General features: G+C 68.5%; 23 protein-coding genes and 1 tRNA gene. 14 read left to right on the top strand and 10 right to left on the bottom strand.

Going from position 1 to position 18468, the window contains the following annotated elements:
* The first annotated feature begins 187 nt into the window (after positions 1–187).
* The 9 genes from AC4D2E_RS15190 to AC4D2E_RS15150 all read left to right on the top strand — a co-directional run bounded on the left by AC4D2E_RS15190 (position 188) and on the right by AC4D2E_RS15150 (position 4754).
* Positions 188–460, top strand: coding sequence for a hypothetical protein (locus AC4D2E_RS15190; RefSeq protein ID WP_490953145.1), 273 nt, complete (start codon positions 188–190; stop codon positions 458–460).
* 50 nt (positions 461–510) lie between these two features.
* Positions 511–1251, top strand: a complete 741-nt coding sequence (locus AC4D2E_RS15185) for a DUF4386 domain-containing protein (RefSeq protein WP_490953144.1) — start codon at positions 511–513, stop codon at positions 1249–1251.
* Positions 1252–1334: 83 nt separating this feature from the next.
* A complete protein-coding gene (locus AC4D2E_RS15180; RefSeq protein WP_490953143.1) occupies positions 1335–2075 on the top strand; it encodes an NAD(P)-dependent alcohol dehydrogenase in 741 nt (246 codons plus the stop codon).
* The gene (locus AC4D2E_RS15175; protein ID WP_490953151.1) at positions 1972–2256 is read left to right on the top strand and encodes a zinc-binding dehydrogenase; all 285 of its coding nucleotides are present in this window, start codon (positions 1972–1974) and stop codon (positions 2254–2256) included. Before AC4D2E_RS15180 ends, AC4D2E_RS15175 begins: the two co-directional genes overlap by 104 nt.
* 207 nt (positions 2257–2463) lie before the next feature.
* Entirely contained in the window at positions 2464–3039 is a 576-nt protein-coding gene (locus tag AC4D2E_RS15170; RefSeq protein WP_490953142.1) for a DUF305 domain-containing protein, read from the top strand.
* A 224-nt stretch (positions 3040–3263) separates the two neighbouring features.
* Positions 3264–3407: a hypothetical protein gene (locus AC4D2E_RS15165; RefSeq protein ID WP_490953141.1), complete on the top strand. Its 144-nt coding sequence runs from the start codon at positions 3264–3266 to the stop codon at positions 3405–3407.
* 2 nt (positions 3408–3409) lie between these two features.
* Positions 3410–4084 carry a F510_1955 family glycosylhydrolase gene (locus AC4D2E_RS15160; protein WP_490953140.1) on the top strand — a complete coding sequence of 225 codons (675 nt, stop codon included), beginning with the start codon at positions 3410–3412 and terminating at the stop codon, positions 4082–4084.
* 213 nt (positions 4085–4297) lie between these two features.
* Entirely contained in the window at positions 4298–4489 is a 192-nt protein-coding gene (locus AC4D2E_RS15155; protein ID WP_490953139.1) for a hypothetical protein, read from the top strand.
* Between the two features lie 91 nt (positions 4490–4580).
* Positions 4581–4754, top strand: coding sequence for a DUF4113 domain-containing protein (locus AC4D2E_RS15150; RefSeq protein WP_490953138.1), 174 nt, complete (start codon positions 4581–4583; stop codon positions 4752–4754).
* A gap of 33 nt (positions 4755–4787) precedes the next feature.
* On the opposite strand, the gene AC4D2E_RS15145 is transcribed toward AC4D2E_RS15150, so the two are convergent.
* From AC4D2E_RS15145 to AC4D2E_RS15110, 8 genes are all read right to left on the bottom strand, one after another.
* Complete coding sequence (locus AC4D2E_RS15145) at positions 4788–5162, bottom strand: response regulator transcription factor (RefSeq protein ID WP_181033642.1); 375 nt, start codon at positions 5160–5162, stop codon at positions 4788–4790.
* Positions 5163–5312: 150 nt separating this feature from the next.
* Entirely contained in the window at positions 5313–6734 is a 1422-nt protein-coding gene (locus AC4D2E_RS15140) for an FAD-binding oxidoreductase (protein WP_490953137.1), read from the bottom strand.
* Positions 6735–6896: 162 nt separating this feature from the next.
* Positions 6897–7301: a monovalent cation/H(+) antiporter subunit G gene (gene mnhG, locus AC4D2E_RS15135; protein ID WP_490953136.1), complete on the bottom strand. Its 405-nt coding sequence runs from the start codon at positions 7299–7301 to the stop codon at positions 6897–6899.
* Between the two features lie 4 nt (positions 7302–7305).
* Positions 7306–7563: an MrpF/PhaF family protein gene (locus tag AC4D2E_RS15130; protein ID WP_490953135.1), complete on the bottom strand. Its 258-nt coding sequence runs from the start codon at positions 7561–7563 to the stop codon at positions 7306–7308.
* Positions 7560–8108, bottom strand: a complete 549-nt coding sequence (locus AC4D2E_RS15125; protein ID WP_490953134.1) for a Na+/H+ antiporter subunit E — start codon at positions 8106–8108, stop codon at positions 7560–7562. Before AC4D2E_RS15125 ends, AC4D2E_RS15130 begins: the two co-directional genes overlap by 4 nt.
* A complete protein-coding gene (locus AC4D2E_RS15120) occupies positions 8105–9715 on the bottom strand; it encodes a Na+/H+ antiporter subunit D (RefSeq protein ID WP_104167919.1) in 1611 nt (536 codons plus the stop codon). The genes AC4D2E_RS15125 and AC4D2E_RS15120 overlap by 4 nt, the downstream gene beginning before the upstream one ends.
* Positions 9712–10257 (bottom strand): Na(+)/H(+) antiporter subunit C, encoded by a 546-nt coding sequence (locus AC4D2E_RS15115; RefSeq protein WP_490910168.1) that lies wholly within the window; start codon positions 10255–10257, stop codon positions 9712–9714. The genes AC4D2E_RS15120 and AC4D2E_RS15115 overlap by 4 nt, the downstream gene beginning before the upstream one ends.
* Positions 10254–13250: a Na+/H+ antiporter subunit A gene (locus AC4D2E_RS15110; protein WP_490953133.1), complete on the bottom strand. Its 2997-nt coding sequence runs from the start codon at positions 13248–13250 to the stop codon at positions 10254–10256. Before AC4D2E_RS15110 ends, AC4D2E_RS15115 begins: the two co-directional genes overlap by 4 nt.
* A gap of 153 nt (positions 13251–13403) precedes the next feature.
* On the opposite strand from AC4D2E_RS15110, the gene AC4D2E_RS15105 reads away from it, so the two are divergent.
* The gene (locus AC4D2E_RS15105; protein ID WP_490953132.1) at positions 13404–14798 is read left to right on the top strand and encodes an MFS transporter; all 1395 of its coding nucleotides are present in this window, start codon (positions 13404–13406) and stop codon (positions 14796–14798) included.
* A gap of 9 nt (positions 14799–14807) precedes the next feature.
* Here the strand turns inward: AC4D2E_RS15105 and dcd are convergent, their stop codons facing one another.
* Complete coding sequence (dcd, locus tag AC4D2E_RS15100) at positions 14808–15383, bottom strand: dCTP deaminase (protein ID WP_104167915.1); 576 nt, start codon at positions 15381–15383, stop codon at positions 14808–14810.
* Positions 15384–15427: 44 nt separating this feature from the next.
* Positions 15428–16282, bottom strand: coding sequence for a tryptophan 2,3-dioxygenase (locus AC4D2E_RS15095; protein WP_490953131.1), 855 nt, complete (start codon positions 16280–16282; stop codon positions 15428–15430).
* Positions 16283–16359: 77 nt separating this feature from the next.
* Here AC4D2E_RS15095 and AC4D2E_RS15090 point away from each other — a divergent pair, with 77 nt between their 5' ends.
* The 4 genes from AC4D2E_RS15090 to panD all read left to right on the top strand — a co-directional run bounded on the left by AC4D2E_RS15090 (position 16360) and on the right by panD (position 18420).
* Positions 16360–17421 (top strand): M4 family metallopeptidase, encoded by a 1062-nt coding sequence (locus AC4D2E_RS15090; RefSeq protein ID WP_490953130.1) that lies wholly within the window; start codon positions 16360–16362, stop codon positions 17419–17421.
* Positions 17418–17783 (top strand): protealysin inhibitor emfourin, encoded by a 366-nt coding sequence (locus AC4D2E_RS15085; protein ID WP_490953129.1) that lies wholly within the window; start codon positions 17418–17420, stop codon positions 17781–17783. Before AC4D2E_RS15090 ends, AC4D2E_RS15085 begins: the two co-directional genes overlap by 4 nt.
* A 26-nt stretch (positions 17784–17809) precedes the next feature.
* Positions 17810–17880 (top strand) — tRNA-Gly (locus tag AC4D2E_RS15080).
* A gap of 99 nt (positions 17881–17979) precedes the next feature.
* The gene (panD, locus tag AC4D2E_RS15075) at positions 17980–18420 is read left to right on the top strand and encodes an aspartate 1-decarboxylase (protein WP_490910173.1); all 441 of its coding nucleotides are present in this window, start codon (positions 17980–17982) and stop codon (positions 18418–18420) included.
* Positions 18421–18468: the final 48 nt, after the last annotated feature.

The following is an 18468-nucleotide window of genomic DNA, read 5'->3' as shown; positions in this document are numbered from 1 at the left end:
CTGATCGATGATCTCTCCCGTCACAGGATCGATCATCGTCTCTGTTGCTTCGGTCGTGAAGTCGTTCACGGCCATCTCCTCTCGGATCAGGCCGGACCCTCACACACCGTTTTTCTTACAGTCCCGGTGGCCCCTGCTGATCGGGCACGATGCGTCCTGGGCACTGATGGAGGGGGTGGTGGTGTGCATGCTCGTCGCGCAGTCCCTGCTGTTCTTCCTCGGTGTCCGCTACCCAGTGAAGATGATCCCGATCCTGCTGTTCGAAATGACTTGGAAGCTCATCTGGCTGAGCACTGTGGCGCTGCCACTCTGGCTCGCCGGTGAACTCGACGACGCTACCACCCGTGTCGCGATCAGCTGCTCGCTTGTCGTGATCGTCCTCGTCATCCTTCCCTGGCCCTACCTGGTCCGCCAGTACGTGATTAAGCGCGGCGACCGCTGGCTGCCCACCGCCCGCTGACACCCGCATAGGCACCCGCGCCCGCCCCTCGCCTCAGGAGACAGATCATCATGATTTCCTCAGAACCCGGACCCACGAAGGTCCGCCTGGTTTCCCACCGGAAGACCGCGCTGGCAGCCGGCGTGCTTTACCTCCTCACGTTCGCGTCGATCCCGACCCTCTTCCTGTATGGCCGCGTAAGAACCGACCCTGAATACATCACCGGTCCCGGCCCCGACACCCCTGTCATCATCGGTGGGCTCCTGGAAGTCATCGTCGCCTTGGCCTGCATCGGAACCAGCGTCGCACTGTATCCAGTGGTGAAGCGACAGAACGAAGGCGTCGCGCTCGGATTCGTCGGAGCGCGGATCTTGGAGGCAGGTGCCATCTTCGCCGGGGTCGTCGCTCTCATGTCGATCGTCACCCTCCGCCAGGCCGGTGCCGGCGACGAAGCGCTTCTTACCGGGCAGGCACTGCTGGCCCAGCACGCCTGGACCACACTGCTCGGACAAGGACTGATGCCCGCGTTCAACGCCCTGCTGCTCGGCTCGCTCATGTACAAGTCCCGTCTGCTGCCCCGGGTGCTGCCGGTGTTCGGATTCATCGGGGCACCGCTGCTCATCGCCGGGGCCGTCGGCATGCTCTTTGGCCTGTGGGGTCCGGTGTCGCCGCTGGCCGGAGTCGGCGCCCTTTTCCTGGCCATCTGGGAGTTCGGGATGGGCATCTGGCTGATCGTCAGAGGATTCAACCCCGACGCGGTAGCCGAGCTCACCGCGCCGGGTACCGGCACGAGCGGCGAGACCGGACGATGAGGGCCGCCGTATACCGCCGGTTCGGCGGCCCGGACGTAGTCCGTATCGAGGAACGACCCAAGCCCACCCCTCGACGCGGCGACGTGCTGGTCAAGGTAGAGGCAACCACTGTCAGCGCCGCTGACTACCGGGCCCGGACCAAACACATTCCGAAAGGACTGAAGCTTCTCAGCTCGGCCACCCTCGGGTTCACTGCCCCGCGCATCCCGGTTCTCGGCATGGACATCGCCGGTGTCATCGAATCCGTTGGCCCTGACGTCACACGCTTCAAGCCCGGTGACGAGGTGATCGCCATGCTGGGCGGAACGTTCGGCGGGCACGCCGAATACGTCACTGTCCCGCAGAATGGGGCCATCACCGAAAAGCCCGCGAACCTGACGTCCGAGGAAGCCGCGGCGCTGGTCTTCGGCGGAATCACCGCCCACGCGTTCCTCGGCAGGACAAATCTTGGTCCGGGAACATCGGTGCTCGTCAACGGGGCCTCGGGCGCCGTCGGAACCGCGGCCGTGCAGCTCGCCACCCTCGCAGGCGCCCGCGTCGCGGCAGTGTGCAGCGGCGCCAACGCCGACCTGGTTCGTACCCTCGGCGCCGAGACGGTCATCGACTACACCAGGGAAGACTTCACCCAGATGATCGCGGCCTACGACGTGGTCGTGGACTGTGTCGGCAACGTACCATTCCGGCGATTGCGGCCATTGATCAAGCCCGGGGGGAGCGCTCCTGTCGATCATTGCCGGCCTCACCGGAATCCTGGCCGCAGGTCTGCGCTCACGCCGGACCCACACGCACATCATCGCCGGCAACGTACCGTTCACCGCCGCTGATCTCGCCCACATCGCACGACTCGCAGAGACAAACCAATTCCGCCCCGTCATCGACCGCACCTTTACCCTCACCGACATCGCCCAGGCGCACCGCTACGTCGATGCCGGTCGGAAACGAGGCAACGTCGTCGTGCAGGTCGTCGCCCCGTCCAAGCCCGAAGCCCCGCCCGAAACCAACTAACACTCCTCCAGTAGCCACTCCTGTTCGAATACCCAAACCACCTCGACGGGGCGAACCAACAAGCCCTTCCATCATGGAGGGTGTCCTCCCGACGCTTCCGCAACTGCCGCGACCTGCCAGGACTGCGCCCGTACGCGCTCACCTGGTTCCCGTCATACCCGCCGTCTCGTGCGCGGTACGACCAGCTGACAAACCTCCATCTGAGTATTGAAGGATCTGACCACTATGAAGCGTTCTCTTTCCCTTGCGTCCCTGTCCCTTGCCGCCCTTATCACCCTGTCCGCCTGCGGCTCGTCCTCCGGCGGAGACATAGAGGGCATGGAGGGCATGGAAGGCATGAGCGAAAGCTCAGCAACGGCGGCCCCCAGCGCCACTGCAGAAGCCACCACCGGAACCACCACTGATGCGACGTCGGGTGCGTCCGACGAGGCTATGGCCGAGCACAACGACGCGGACGTGATGTTCGCGCAGATGATGATTCCCCACCACAAGCAGGCCGTGGAAATGAGCGACATGATGCTCGCCAAGGAAGGCATCAGCCCGGAGATCACAGCCCTCGCGACGAAGATCAAGGACGCCCAGGGCCCCGAGATCGAGACCATGACCGGCTGGCTGGAGGCCTGGGGTGAGCCCATGGAGCCCGAAGGCGGCATGGAAAGCCACTCCATGAGCACTATGGGATCTGACATGGGCGGCTCTGGCTCGATGGAAGGCATAATGAGCGAGGACCAGATGGCCGAGCTCGAGTCCGCCGAGATGGAAGAGCTCCTCGCGGGCCTCTAATCCGCGCGAGCAACACCTCGCAATCCATCCCAGCCTCGGACGTCGCACGTTTGATCCACTGCGATGTGACCTGATCTGACGCGCTGTAGGGATGTGATTGCCCGATGACAGGTGCCGATGTGGGTGCCCCGTTCCATCCACATCGGCGCCGCCTTCATCACCAGCTCTTCATCACTAGTTCTGTCCGACTCTCGACTCCTCAAGGACGCCCATTGCTTTCGACCATGTCCCGCATCACACGCCTGGGCACGACCGCGGCTCTCGCCGTGCTGCTCAGCGCCTGCACCACCCCGACCTCCACGATCCAGAACTCACCGATGGAACCGGCGGCCTCGGCGGGTACCCATCCGGGCATATCCATGGAATGAGCGTGGACCCAGGAACCAACCGCATCTTGCTTGCCACCCACGACGGATTGTTCGACGTCACCCAGACCCCCGCCCAGCAGATCGGCCCGACGATCGACCTCATGGGCTTTACCAGCACCAGCGACGGAACCCTCTATGCATCCGGGCACCCTGGTGCCGGCACGGACCTGCCGGACCCGGTCGGGTTGATCACCAGCACCGACGGCGGGCACACGTGGGCGCCCGTCTCACGCCAGGGTGAAACGGACCTCCACGCCCTCGCTGCAACCAGTACCGGGCTGATAGGCCATGAAGGGCGAATCGTCACCAGTACTGATGGGCATCACTGGACCGTCACCGCCGACGACATCCCCGCGTACAACCTAGCCGGAGCCACCAACGGAACCGTCTTAGCCACCACGGAAGACGGCTTGTACCGGTCCGAGGACAGCGGATCCACCTGGACCACCGTCCCGAACGCCCCGCTTTTGGTGTTCACGACGTTCGCCGGCGACACCGCCATTGGCGTGACCCCCAACGGAACCGTGTATACCAGCGCTGACTCCGGACTCACCTGGCTCGAACGGGGCACCGTTCAGGGAGTACCTGCAGCCATCGCCGCAACATACGCAGCTGATAGCGCGCTCCGTATCTGGGTAGCCACCAACGAAGGTATCGAAGAGCTGGGGAAAGCGTGAGCGGCACAACTTCGGGCATGGTGAATTGCTCTGTTCTGCGTTGCCTGCGGGCCGCGTCGGGCTGGTTCGCGCTGATGCCGTACTCACCGCGTGAAGTGCCCGTATGCGTAGGACAAGACGAGCCTGGACAGCGGCGCCCTATGGATGGTCCACCCGAGCACAGACCTGGGAGTGCTCCGGGATGTTGTCACTGCCGCTGACATCACGATCATCATGGAAGAGGACATTCCTTCCCCGCCGCGCCTGATGAGCTTTGATCTCAGCCGAACGGTAGGTAACGAGATTGGCATCGCCGTGGACCTGACCATCGAAACCAGTGACGGCCCGCAGGAGGTCACGTTCTGGATGTCGCAGGAGGACGGTCAGCTGATCGGGTCCTGGCTCGCCACATCACCACCCCGGTAAGCGCACAGCCGGAAACGGTTTGACGGGTAACGAGCGTTGATCAGTTGTTCGCACCTCCGAGAAGCATTCAGCGATCATCTCTGCTAAGTGCTTGACGTCGCGCCAAACAGACGGATCCACTGAGACAGCACAGCACTCCCTATGTGGCGAATACGAACGTTTCCGCTACACACCGGGCCGACCCTCGTCGAAAGCTCCTCAAGACCCGTTTTCGCCCCACTACACGACGAAGTGGTCGGAGTTGCCCGTCGTCAGGGCCCGCTAGATGCTCGCGACGAGCGGCAGCGCCGTCCTCGTGCTACGCGGCGTCGAGGACGGGGAGGACGTCGTCGAGGTAGGCGCGGAGCGCGCGCGGGCTGAAGGGCTTCGCCATGAACTGGTCGGAACCCGCCGTCAGGCACTGCTCCTCGGTGAGCTGCGGGGGCCGCGCGGAGATCGTGAGGATGTGCGCGTCCGAATGGGCCCGAAGCCGAGGGCAGAGGTCGAGACCGTCCACGTCCGGCAGATTGAGGTCGAGCGTGATGAGATCGGGCTGGACCGCGTCGACGAGGCGTTGCCCCTCCGCTCCGGTGCCGGCCTCGTGAACCTCGAACTTCCGCCCGGACAGCACGATGACGAGCAACCGGCGGATGTCGGCGTCGTCCTCGATGACGACCGCGCTGCGCTGCAACATCCTGCCGGACCTCCCTCCCATGCCGTTCCCGAGTAATCATCAGCCACCTTACCGTTCCCTGGACCAGAGGGAGGCCCCGACGGACGGTCTCCCGGCGGCTTGACAAGCGATGCCACGTCCCGCGGCCGGGATCCGGCCCGGGGCCATCCCTCAGCCGCGACTCGGTGGGATGTTGTGGTTGCGGCGGAAGAGGTTGAGCGGATCGTACCGGTCCTTCAGCTCCACCAATCGGTCGAAGGCGCCCGGGCCGTAGGTCTGCAGTGCGGCCTCCCGCGCGTCGATCCCGGCCTCGGCGCCCATGAAATTGACGTACTGTCCGTGCTCGGCGAAGGGCTGCATCAGCGAATAGGCCCTGCGCGTGAAGGCTGTCAGCCTCGCGTCCTCGCCCGGATCCTGCCAGAAGCCGTAGATGTTGAACCAGTACCGGGCCGAGCGATTGGGGAAGGCCGTCGCGTCCTCGGGAACCCGGCCGAACGCCCCCTCCATCAGGTGGAGATCGATGCCGGTTCCCGTCCAGGCGATCTCGGAGAGGAAACCCACGAGGACGTCGATCACGTCGTCGTCCAGCCGGGAGAAGGACAGATTCTTGAAGTAGCCGCGGGAACCCCGAGGGAACACCCCGTCCATGGCCGCCTGCCACTCCAGCCACGTGGTGGCGCCCACCTCCTCCTCGTCCGGGGGCGCAGCGCCCCTCAGCTGCTCGACGAGGTCCAGGCCGGGCCGATGGTCCTCGCCGGCCCACGCGAACCCGACGACCATCCACGCCTCGTCCCCCAGGCCGAACTCCGGCGGGAACACCAGGAAGGAGATGATGGGAGTCATCTCCTCCGGCAGGCCCGTCGCCCACCCGTCGAAGGCGCCCAGCGCCTCCTTCCAGCGCGGACGCCGGTAGAAGAAGTTGCCGCCCAGGATGGCCGACGGCAGCCGCCGGGCGCGGAAGGTGAAAGCGGAGACCACGCCGAAGTTCCCGCCCCCACCGCGAAGCCCCCAGAACAGCTCCGGGTTCTCCTGCTCACTGGCGCGCACGTGCTCCCCTTCCGCTGTGACGATCTCGGCGGAGACGAGGGCGTCGAGGGACAGGCCACAGGAGCGGGTCAACCAGCCCACACCCCCGCCCAGCGTCAGCCCGGCCACCCCGGTGCCACTGATCACCCCGAGGGGGACGGCGAGACCGTGGCCCACAGTGGCCCGATCCACGTCCGCCAGGGTCGCCCCGGGCTCGACCGTCACCAGGAGCCGCCGGGCATCGACCGTGATGCCCCGGAGGCCGCCCAGGTCCAGCACGAGTCCGCCGTCCACGGTGCTGTGGCCCGCGATGTTGTGGCCGCCTCCTCGCAGGGCCAGGGGCAGCCCGGTGTCCCTGGCCGTGGCGAGGACGGCGTCGATGTCCGCCACCGAGCCCGCCCGGACGACGGCCCGGGGGTACAGATCGATCATTCCGTTCCAGATCTTCCGGGCGTCCTCGTAGAGCGGATCTTCCGGCTCGATGAGGGACCCGAGCAACTGGGCGCGCAGGGCGTTCAGGGCGTGGATGGTCCGCCGGCCCGCCTCGCTGTCATGGATCGTCGTCATCTCCGCACTACCTCCTTCGTGGGACTGCCCACAGGGTTCGGCGACACGTCGATGCGCTACCGGATCGGGCGCAGGGACGCGGGGCGTCCATGGTATTCCTCCACGGCGCGGACAGCATCAGCCTGGAGGGAATTCACCCGAGTATGACCCCGGCCTGGCCGGTCAGGCCGTGCCGCCCCCGGCCTCCCGGCGTGTGGCCTCGGTGCGGTCCGGTCCCGCGGGGTCACCCTCGGCGGCTCGCGCCACGACGTCGTCGAGCTCGTCGAGGGTGAGCAGGTCCCGCCGCAGGTGCCGCGTGCGGTAGCCGGCCCGGCCCACCATGTGCGCCGACACGGGGCTGGTGAGCAGCTGGAAGATCCAGCACAGCACCAGCACCGGCACGAGCGGCCAGCTCTCGAACTCGACGGCGAGGGCGAGGAGGAACAGCAGCAGTCCGAGGACCTGCGGCTTGGTCGCGGCGTGCATGCGGGAGAGCAGATCCGGGAAGCGCACGAGGCCGATCCCCGCTGCCAGGGACATGAGCGCCCCGCCGATCAGGAGGACCGACACGATCACATCGTTGACCATGGCGTCACTTCCTGTCGGTGACGAAGCGGGCGACGGTGACGGAGCCGATGAACCCGATGAGCGAGATGGTGACGAGCAGCACGAGGTTGTCGAGGTGGCCGCCCACCACCATGTTCAGGACCAGGCCCGCGCCCACGACCGCCAGGACGACGTCGAGCGCGAGGACGCGGTCGAGGATCGACGGCCCGCGGACGGCCCGGTACAGGGCCAGCAGGACGGCGATCGTTAGTATTCCACCGGCGACATAGACGACGGTCGTCATCGGCGTGCCTCCTCTGCTGTGAGGGCGTCGAGGTCCGTCCGGCTCCCCATGAGCCGGATGAGCCAGACCTCCGTGGCCCGGACGTCCCGGCGGATGGCCTCGGCGTCCTCGTCGGACCGGATGTGGAGGCAGTGGAGGTAGAGGGTCGAGGTGGAGCGGTCGACCTCCAGGACGAGGGACCCGGGGATCAGTGAGATCGCGTGGCCCGTGGCCGTGACGAGGAAGTCCGAGCGGCTGCGGAGCTGCACGGCCACCACGGCACTCCTGAGGGAAGGCCCCCGCGTGACGGCCAGCCAGAACACCTCGGCACTCGCCACCACCAGCCGGTACAGGAACCGTCCGAGGAACGGGACGACCCACAGCACGTTGAACCGACCCGTCAGCTCGACCGGCGGCAGGTAGAAGAAGTTCACGACGGCGTACGCGATGATCGCCCCGAACACGAGGTTGCCCGGGCTGAAGTCCTGCCACAGCGCCCCCCAGACGAGGACGAGCCAGATGACGAGCGGCAGCTCCGTGATGAGGGGGATGCGCTGGCGGCTCATCCGTCCGCCCCCGGCCCGAGGACGGCCTCGATGTAGGGGGTCCGGTCGAGCATCTCCTGGGCGGCGTCGTCGCTCAGGGCGAAGAGCGGCCCGGCGAGGACCATCAGGCCGAGCCCGAGGGCGACGAGGCCGATCGTCGGGCCCGTCATGGTGCGCGGCAGGAGCGTCACGGGATCCTTGCCCGCGAAGCGACCGGTGTCCTCGCCCGTGACATGGCGTGAGGTGCCCACGCTGGAGCCGTCGGCCTTGCTCGCGAGCAGGATGGGATCCGGGTCCTCGGCGTCGTCCGGGCTGCGCCAGAACGCCCGGTTCCAGACCCGGGCCATGACCAGGAGGGTCAGCAGGCTCGTCAGCACTCCCCCGGCGACCAGCGCGTAGGCGAGCGGTGTCCCGAGCTCCACGCCGGCCTGGATGAGCCCGAGCTTGCCGAGGAAGCCCGAGAACGGAGGGATGCCGGCGAGGTTCATGGCCGGCAGGAAGAACAGGATGCCGAGGAGGGGTGAGAGCTTCGCCAGTCCCCCGAGGCGGTCGACGTTCGCCGTCCCGCCCCGACGCTCGATCAGTCCGGTGACGAGGAAGAGGCTCGTCTGCACGGTGATGTGGTGGGCCACGTAGTAGACCGCGGCCCCGAGGCCGATCCGTGAGGAGATCGCCAGCCCGAAGACCATGTAGCCGATATGGCTGACGAGGGTGAAGGACAGGAGCCGCTTGATGTCGGACTGGGCGAGCGCCCCGAGGATGCCCACCACCATCGTGAGCAGCGCGACGATCATCAGGAGCGAATTGATGCGGTCCCCGGGGAAGAGGAGCGTCTCGACCCGGACCATCGCGTAGACGCCCACCTTGGTCAGCAGGCCGGCGAACACGGCGGTCACCGGGGCGGGCGCGGTCGGATACGAGTCCGGCAGCCAGAAGGAGAGCGGGAAGACCGCAGCCTTGATGCCGAAGGCGACGAGCAGCATGAGGTGGAGCACCAGCTGCGTCGCCGGGTCCACCGTCTCCAGCTTCACCGCGAGATCCGCCATGTTGACCGTTCCGGTCGCCCCGTAGATCATCGCGATACTGATCAGGAACAGCATGGAGGACACCACGCTGACGACGACGTAGGTCACCCCGGCCCGGATGCGCGGCGCGGTGCCGCCCAGGGTCATGAGGACGTAGCTCGCGGTCAGCAGGATCTCGAAGCCGACGTACAGGTTGAAGAGATCGCCCGTCAGGAAGGCGTTGGACACCCCGGCCACGAGGATCAGGTAGGTGGGGTGGAAGATCGAGACCGGCCCGTCCTCGTCGCCGTCGGCCATGCCCTGGCCTGCTGCGTAGATCAGCACCGCGAGGCTGATGGCGGAGGACACCACGAGCATCAGGGCGGAGAACTGGTCCACCACGAGCACGATGCCGAACGGCGGCTCCCACCCGCCGAGCCTCACTGCGTGGGTCCCCGTGGAGGGGGCGGCGAGCAGCATCAGCACCTCGATGATCAGGGTCACGGTGAGGGTCGAGATGCTGACGGCGCGCTGCGCCCGGGAGTGGCGGATGAGCAGGAAGGTGACCGCCGCTCCGAGGAACGGCAGGACGATCGCGAGGGGGGCCAGATCGGCGGCGATCACCGGGGATCCCCCGGTCGGCGCGTCCGGGGCGCGGGATCATGCTCGCCCCGAGCGGCGCCCACGTCGAGCGTCGCCGCGCCGTCGCGGGCGGTGGAGCCGCGACGGACGGTGGGGTCCGCATCGTCGTCGTCGAAGAACTCCGAGGTCTCCGCGACGACGTCGGCGTCGTCCTCCCAGTCGTAGCTGCTCTGGTCCGCGACGCGGCGATCCTCGGGATCGTCCTGGACGTCGTCCTCGCGGCCGAGGACCCACGAACGGTAGATGATGCCGAGCATGAAGGCGGTGACCGCGAACGTGATGACGATCGCCGTCAGGATCAGGGCCTGCGGCAGACTGTCCGTGTAGTCCTCCGCGGGGGTCCCCGCGACGTAGAGCGGCGACGTCCCGCCGCCCCCGCTCATGGCGAGCATCAGGATGTTCGCACCGTTGCCGAGGAGGATCAGGCCGAGCAGCACGCGGGTCAGGCTGCGTTCGAGCAGCAGGTAGATCCCGGCGGCGAAGAACGCCGCCATGAGCACGATCAGCGTGAGGTTGACGGTCACGGCTGGACTCCTTCGACGGCGGGCGGGACGGGCGCATCGGACCCGGAGGCCTCCCGGACGGGTTCCTCCGCCTCGCTGCGCTCGTCGATCTCCGAGCCGAGGCTGCGCAGGACGTCCAGGACCAGACCGACGACGATGATGTAGACCCCGATGTCGAAGATGGTGGACGTCACGAACTTCACGTCACCGAAGACCGGCAGCCAGAACTCGAGGATGTAGCTCTCCAGCACCGCGCCGCCGACCAGCAGGGGCGCGGCCGCCGTGAGGGAGACGATCGCGAGCCCGATCCCCAGCAGCGCACCGGCGCTGATCGGGCTGGCTTCGGCCAGCTCGAACCGGCCGCCCGCCAGGTAGCGGATGGCGAGGGCGAGCCCTGCGGTGAGCCCGCCGGCGAAGCCACCGCCCGGGAGGTTGTGGCCGGCGAGGAGCAGGTAGACGGACAGCACGATGATGGTGTGGAAGAGCAGCCGGGTGATGACCTCGAAGATGATGGACCGGCGCTCGGGCGCGAGGGTGCGGCCCGCCACGAGCCAGGGGTCGCGGGCGACGTCGGTGAACCGCGCCGCGAGCTCCCGGGCGGCGCCGGCCCGGCCGCCCGCGTCCAGCGGTTCCTGGCGCCGGTCCACCGAGCCGTCCTCGACGTCGTGGGCCCTGCGCCGGGTGTCGCCGCGCCCGCGGACGAAGATGAGGCTCGCGATCCCGGTCGCGGCGATCGCGAGGACGGTGATCTCGCCGAAGGTGTCCCACGCGCGGATGTCGACGAGCAGGACGTTGACCGCGTTGGCGCCACCGCCGTCGTCGTAGGCCATCTCCGGGTAGGCGAGGGAGATGGGCGCCGCGTTGCGCGACGCCATGGCGGACATCGCGATCACGGCCATGATGCCGCCGAAGGCCAGACCGAGCCCGGCCCGCAGCACGCGGTGCCGGCTCCCGGCGCGGTTCCAGAGCCGGGCCGGCAGGGAGCGCAGGGCGAGGACGAAGGCGACGAGCACGATCGTCTCGACGAGCATCTGGGTGAGGGCGAGATCGGGAGCGCCGTGCAGCGCGAAGATCGCCGCCATGCCGTACCCGGTGATCCCGACCATCAGGACGGCCATGAACCGCTTCGTGGACCGGAGCGCGGCGATGATGCCCACGATGATGACCGCCGCCACGACGACCTGCGCCGGCGACTCCGCGATCCTGACGTCCGAGGGCAGCGGGGCGTCGAACAGGATGAGGGCGGCGAGCGGGGTGACGACGGCGGTCGTCAGGATGACGAAGAGGTAGAAGGACAGCGAGCCGCGCTGCGTGCGCCCCGTGATCCACACGGCGACGTCGTCGAGGACACCGATCAGCCCGCGGTAGACCACCTCGGCCTCCCTGACCTCCGGGAGACGCCCCTGCAGCCGTTCGAACGGCGCGCGCAGCAGGTACAGCGCGGTGCCAGCCGCGATCGTGACGGCCGAGAGCAGCAGGGGCAGGTTGAAGCCGTGCCACAGGGCCAGATAGGGGGCCTCGCCGCCGGCCGGGAACAGGGTGGCATACGGCTGGATGACGGCGTCGAGCGGCGCGGGCCAGAGCCCGAACAGCACGGAGGCGACGGCGAGCACGGCGGGCGCCAGCAGGAAGGACGTGCGGACCCGCTTGAACGGGGTCCGCGGCTGGCCGTGCTTCAGCGCGAAGGCGCCCCACACGAAGCGCGCGCTGTAGGCGAAGGTGAGGATGGACCCGAGGACGATGCCGCCGAGCAGGAGGATGCCGGCGGTCCCGTCCCCGGCCCGGTGGACGAACGCCTCCAGGACCGACTCCTTGGCCACGAAGCCCAGCAGCGGCGGCACCCCGGCCATCGATCCGGCGGCAACGAGGGCGACGGCGAACAGGGCCGGCGAGGTGGCGCCCACCCCGGACAGGACCCGCAGGTCCCGCGTGCCGGACTGGTGGTCGATGATGCCGACCACCAGGAAGAGCGTGGCCTTGAAGAACCCGTGCGCCAGGAGCAGCGCGAGGCCGGCGACGGCGCCGTCGCGCCCTCCGAGGCCGACCACCATGGTCAGGAAGCCGAGCTGGCTCACCGTCCCGTAGGCCAGCACGAGCTTGAGGTCGAACTGCCGCAGTGCCCGCCAGCCCCCGAGCAGCATGGTGGCGATCCCGAGCCCGAAGATGACGGGGTACCAGAAGGCGGTCTCGGCGAACCCGGGCGCGAAGCGCGCCACGAGGAACACGCCGGCCTTGACCATGGCCGCCGCGTGCAGGTAGGCGCTGACGGGCGTGGGTGCGGCCATGGCCCCGGGCAGCCAGAAGTGGAAGGGGACGAGCGCCGACTTCGTGATGGCACCGACCAGCACGAGGCCGACCGCCACGTCGATGAGCAGGCCGCCGGCCGCGAGGGTCCCGGCATCGGCCAGGATCTCCGAGATGCGGTACGTCCCGGCCTCCTGTCCCAGGACGACCAGGCCCACCAGCATCGCCAGGCCGCCGAACGTCGTCACGATCAGCGCCTGCAGGGCGGAGCGCCGGGCGGAGAGCCGCTGCCGTGAGTACCCGATGAGCAGGTAGGACAGGATGGTGGTCAGTTCCCAGAAGATGAACATGAGGATCAGGTCATCGGCGGTGACCAGCCCGAACATCGCCGCGGCGAAGGCGAGGAGCTGGGCGCCGAACGCGCCGACGTCCGGATCGTCGTTCTTGAAGTAGCGCGCGCAGTAGAACAGGACGAGGGCCCCGACGCCCAGGATCAGGATGCACAGGACCGCCGCGAGGGCATCGAGGCGGAAGGACAGCTCGATCTGGAGGCTGGGGATCCAGGGGATGGTGAGCGACGGCGGCGCACCGGGAGTGCCGTTGGGCGCTTCCTGGTCGGAGGCCAGGACCTGCGGGAGCTCGGTCAGGAGCCAGGCGAAACCGGCGGCGGGCGCAGCCGCGAGGACGAAGAAGGCCGATCGTCCGAACCGGGAGAAGATCAGGGGCGCCACGAGTGCCAGCGCGAACATCGCGATCAGCACGGTGAGCATGGGGTCTCGATCTTCCGCTGGGGGCAGGTCGGGTTCCCAGCAGTCTATCGGGGGAAATGCTGCACCATTCCCGTATTACTCGGCTTGCGCCGTCCCCCGCAGGGCCAGAGCGCCTCGGCGTGACGGGGATCATACGGCGTTAGCATTTCCCGTATGAGTACCCATGAGCCGCTTCCGCTCCCGGCGGAGGCCCCTGCTGCCGCTCCCGCCCCCGCCCGCGGCTCCGGCCACATCTTCAGCCGGCCCGTCGTGGCGTGGGCGTCGTGGGACTGGGGGTCGGCCGCCTTCAACGCCGTGATGACCACTTTCGTGTTCACGGTGTATCTCACGTCGGACGCGTTCGGCGGGGAGGCGCGCGCGTCGCAGGTGCTCGGGTGGGGTCTGGCGGCGGCGGGCCTGCTCATCGCCCTGCTCGCCCCCGTCATCGGGCAGCGCTCCGACAGCGGTGGTCGCCGGAAGCTCTGGCTCGGGGTGAACAGCGCGATCGTCGCCGTCCTGACGGCCCTGTGCTACTTCGTCTTCCCCAGCCCGGAAATGCTCGTCCTCGGCGTCGCCCTCATCGCCGCGGCGAACATCTTCTTCGAGTTCGCGGGTGTCAACTACAACGCAATGCTGACGCAGGTCTCCACGCCGGCGACGATCGGGCGCGTCAGCGGGTTCGGCTGGGCCATGGGCTACGTGGGCGGCATCGTCGCGCTCGTGGTGGTCCTCGTGGTCTTCATCGAGCCCGTCGTCGACTGGCCGGGGGCCTCCGGCGAGGACGGACTGAACATCCGCCTCGTCGCCGTCTTCTCGGCGCTGTGGTTCGCGGCATTCGCCCTGCCCGTGATGTTCGCTGTGCCGGAGGTCCCCCGGAAGGCCGCGGCGGCCCAGGTGGCATTCTTCGCCTCCTACGGTCTGCTGGTGCGCCGCGTGAAGGCCATCTACCGCCAGAGCCCGCACACCATCTTCTTCCTGCTGGCCAGCGCCGTCTTCCGGGACGGGCTCGCGGCGGTCTTCACCTTCGGCGGCATCCTGGCGGCGGGGACCTTCGGCTTCTCGACGAGCATGGTGATCGTCTTCGCCATCGCAGCGAACGTGATCGCCGCGATCGGGGCGGTCGTCGGCGGGATCCTCGACGACCGCGTCGGGCCCAAGCGGGTCATCGTCGGCGCCCTGATCGGTCTGCTGGTGGCGGGGACGGCGATCCTCGTGCTCGGCACCGGATCGTATTCCTTCTTCGGCATGGAGTGGACCGCGGACACCACGTTCTGGGTCTTCGGCCTGCTGCTGACGCTCTTCGTCGGCCCGGCGCAGTCGTCCTCCCGCGGCTATCTCGCGCGCCTCGCCCCCGTCGGCGACGAAGGGGAGCTGTTCGGCCTCTATGCGACGACGGGCCGGGCCGTCAGCTTTCTGGCACCGGCGCTGTTCGCGCTGTGCATCGGGATCTTCGGTTCACAGCTCTACGGCGTGGTCGGGATCCTCGTGGTCCTCCTCGCGGGGCTCCTGCTCCTGCTCCCCGTCAGGCCCCCGGCGCAGGTGACGCGCGCCGTCGTGCCGGAGACCTGAGCCTCCGGGTCAGATGCGGGTCCGGTGGAAGTTCAGGTGGCTGCGCGACGCCGTCGGGCCCCGCTGGCCCTGGTAGCGGTTCCCGTACTCGCCCGAGCCGTAGGGGTGCTCGGCGGGGGACGTGAGCCTGAAGAAGCACAGCTGGCCGATCTTGGAGCCCGGCCACAGCTTGATCGGCAGGGTGGCCATGTTGGACAGCTCGAGGGTCACGTGGCCGGAGAAGCCGGGGTCGATGAACCCGGCGGTGGAGTGGGTGAGCAGCCCGAGACGGCCGAGCGAGGACTTGCCCTCCAGGCGTGCGGCGATGTCGTCGGGCAGCGTGACCGTCTCGTAGGTGGAGCCGAGGACGAATTCGCCCGGGTGCAGGATGAACGGTTCGTCGGGGGCCACCTCGACCAGCCGCGTGAGCTCCGGCTGGTCCTCGGCGGGGTCGATGTGCGCGTACTTGTGGTTGTCGAAGAGCCGGAAGTAGCGGTCGATGCGGACGTCCACGCTGGAGGGCTGCACCATCGCGGGATCGAGCGGTTCGAGGACGATCCGCTGGGCTGCCAGTTCTGCTCGGATGTCGCGGTCGGAGATCAGCACCGTCCAAAGTTACCAGTCCGGCGTGCGTCGTCCTCCGCTGCGGATCAGCGTCCGATCTCCGTTCGGACGGCGAAGAGTTCGGGGAAGAACGTGAGTTCGAGCGCGCGCTGCAGGAAGCCGACACGCGAGGAGCCACCCGTCCCCGCCTTGAACCCGATGGTCCGCGCGACGGTCTTGAGGTGCCGGAAGCGCCACAGCTGGAAGTTGTCCTCGAGGTCGACGAGTTCCTCGCACGCCTCGTAGACGTCCCAGTGGCCCGCGGCATCCTCGTAGACCTGCTTGTAGACCGCGACGAGCGCGGGCGTGAACTCGTGGGCGAGACTGACGTCGCGGGCGAGCAGGTCCGCCGGGACGGCGTAGCCCCGCCGGGCCAGGAGGGCGATGAACTCGTCGTACACGCTGCTCGTTACCAGGAGTTCCGAGAGCAGGGCACGCGCCACCGGATCGGCGTCGAACACCCCGATCATCGCGGCGTTCTTGTTGCCGAGCAGGAACTCGACGGCGCGGTACTGGTAGGACTGGAACCCGCTCGAGGACCCCAGGTCGCCGCGGAACTCGGCGTACTCGGACGGCGTGAGGGTCGCCAGGACGGACCACTGCTCGGTCAGCGACCGCTGGATGTGCTTGATGCGGGCGATGCCCTTCATCGCGGCCCGCAGGTCGTCGGCCCGCAGGTGCAGGCGGACGGCGCGCAGTTCGTGGAGCACGAGCTTCAGCCACAGCTCGGAGGTCTGGTGCTGGATGATGAACAGCATCTCGTCGTGGTGCTCCGGCGAGCTGACCGGGTGCTGCGCATCGAGCAGCCGGTCCAGCTCGAGGTACGAGCCGTAGCTCATCTTGTCCGAGAAGTCCCGCTCGATGCCCTGCTCCAGGTCCCGGGTGTTCCGCTCCACGCTCATGCGGCCCAGCCTACGTGCCGCGCGGTGCGGAATGTCGGCCCCCCGGTCTACTTTGGGGACCAGTCGAAGGAGGCTCCATGCCGAGAAGCCTGCAGCGCATCCCCTGCAGCATCGTCCCACCGCACCTTCTCACGCGCCTCGCCGCCCTGCGGGACGCACGGCATGCCGTCGCGGCCGAGGCAGCACGCCACGCCCTGCAGGAACTGGATCCGCTGAGGCACGCCCGCGCCGAGGCACTGCGGGCGCCGGTGCGCCGCCGGCCCGCCGTCGTCGGGACGCTGATACGCCGCATCCGTGACGCCGGCGGCCGGGAGGAGCTCCCCGGCTCCCTCGTCCGGGGCGAGGGAGCCCCGGCGACGGGCGATCCCGCCGCCGACGAGGCCTACGACGGACTGGGGTCCACCTACCGGCTGTTCAGCGAGGTGTACGGGCGCTCCTCGATCGACGGCGCCGGTATGGCCCTCGATGCCACGGTGCATTACGGGACCGGGTACGACAACGCCTTCTGGGACGGCGAGCGCATGGTCTTCGGTGACGGCGACGGCGAGATCTTCGGCCGCTTCACGGCGTCCCTCACGGTCATCAGCCATGAGCTCGCCCACGGGTTCACCCAGTACTCCACGAACCTCGAGTACCAGGGCCAGTCCGGCGCGCTGAACGAATCACTCTCGGACGTCTTCGGGGTGCTCGTGGAACAGCGGACGCTCGGCCAGGATGCGGCCTCGGCGTCCTGGCTCGTGGGCGCCGGCCTCTTCACCGCGGAGGTGCAGGGCGTCGCCCTGCGGTCGCTCAGGGCGCCGGGAACGGCGTACGACGACGACGTGCTGGGTGAGGACCCCCAGCCCGCGACGATGGCGGACTACGTCGAGACGGCGTCGGACAACGGCGGGGTGCACATCAACTCCGGGATCCCCAATCATGCCTTCTACCTCGCCGCCACCGCCGTGGGCGGCCCGGCCTGGGAGGGCGCCGGGCGGATCTGGTACGACGCCGTCCTCGGCGGGCACATCCCGCCGGACTGCGATTTCCGGACGTTCGCGGCCGCCACGACGGACGCCGCGAGCGCGCGGTTCGGGGCCGCCGGCCACGAGGCCGGTGCTGTCGCCGACGCGTGGTCCGCGGTGGGCGTCCTGCCGTGAGGATCCGGATCACCCGCTCGGGAGGCGTCGGCGGGCTCACGCGGACGTGGAGCCTGGAGGTCAGCCGGGCGGAGGCCGAGCAGCGCTGGCTCCCGCTCGCCGAGGCGGAAGCGGAAGCATCACCCGGGGAGGGCGTGCGGCAGCCGGACGCCGCACGGGACCGTTTCACCTACCGCATCACGGTCGGCTACACCGAGGTGTCGGTGCCCGAGAGCCGGCTGGCGGAGCCGTGGCGTGAACTGATCGACCGGGCCCGCGCGGCTGCGCGGACCCCGCCCGCACCGGGCCGGGACGAGGGAGGCCCACCGGTCCCCGACGGCCCCGGCGGGGCCGAGCACGGCAAGCCGGAAGAACTGTTGTAAGGTGATGGAGCGGTTTCAACTGCCGTGCGGGCGTAGCTCAATGGTAGAGCGCTAGCTTCCCAAGCTCGATACGCGGGTTCGATTCCCGTCGCCCGCTCCGTTCTCCCCCGGTGGGGCCTCCGAGGCCCACAGGGTGTGCCCAAGGACACCCGGTGGCCTGCTCGTGCCCGGCCGGATCGGCAGTATCCTTGAGGCGATGAATCGCACAATGTTCGCGTCCAAGATCCACCGCGCCACGGTCACGCATGCCGATCTGCACTACGTCGGTTCGGTCACCGTGGATCTCGACCTGCTCGAAGCCGCGGACATCCTGCCCGGTGAACTCGTGTCGATCGTCGACATCACGAACGGCGCCCGTCTCGAGACCTACACCATCGCGGGCGCTCGGGGATCCGGGGTGGTCGGCATCAACGGCGCCGCGGCGCACCTCGTGCAGCGCGGCGATCTGGTCATCCTGATCGCCTACGCGCAGATGACCACCGAGGAAGCCCGCGCGTTCACCCCCACCATCGTCCATGTGGATGCGGACAACCGCATCGTCGACCTGGGGTCCGATCCGGCCGAGGCCGTCACCGAGGGTCTCGAGCGGCCCCCGTTCGCCCTGGACAACACCACCGTCTCCCCCGTCTCCAGCTGAGCGGCTCTCCCGGGGCGCCGCCGCGGACACGGACCTGTAACACCAAGC

The sequence above is a fragment of the Arthrobacter sp. TJ-265 genome (assembly GCF_058269135.1).
Note: the sequence above shows the minus strand (reverse complement) of the source record. Positions and strands in the feature narration are given on the sequence as shown.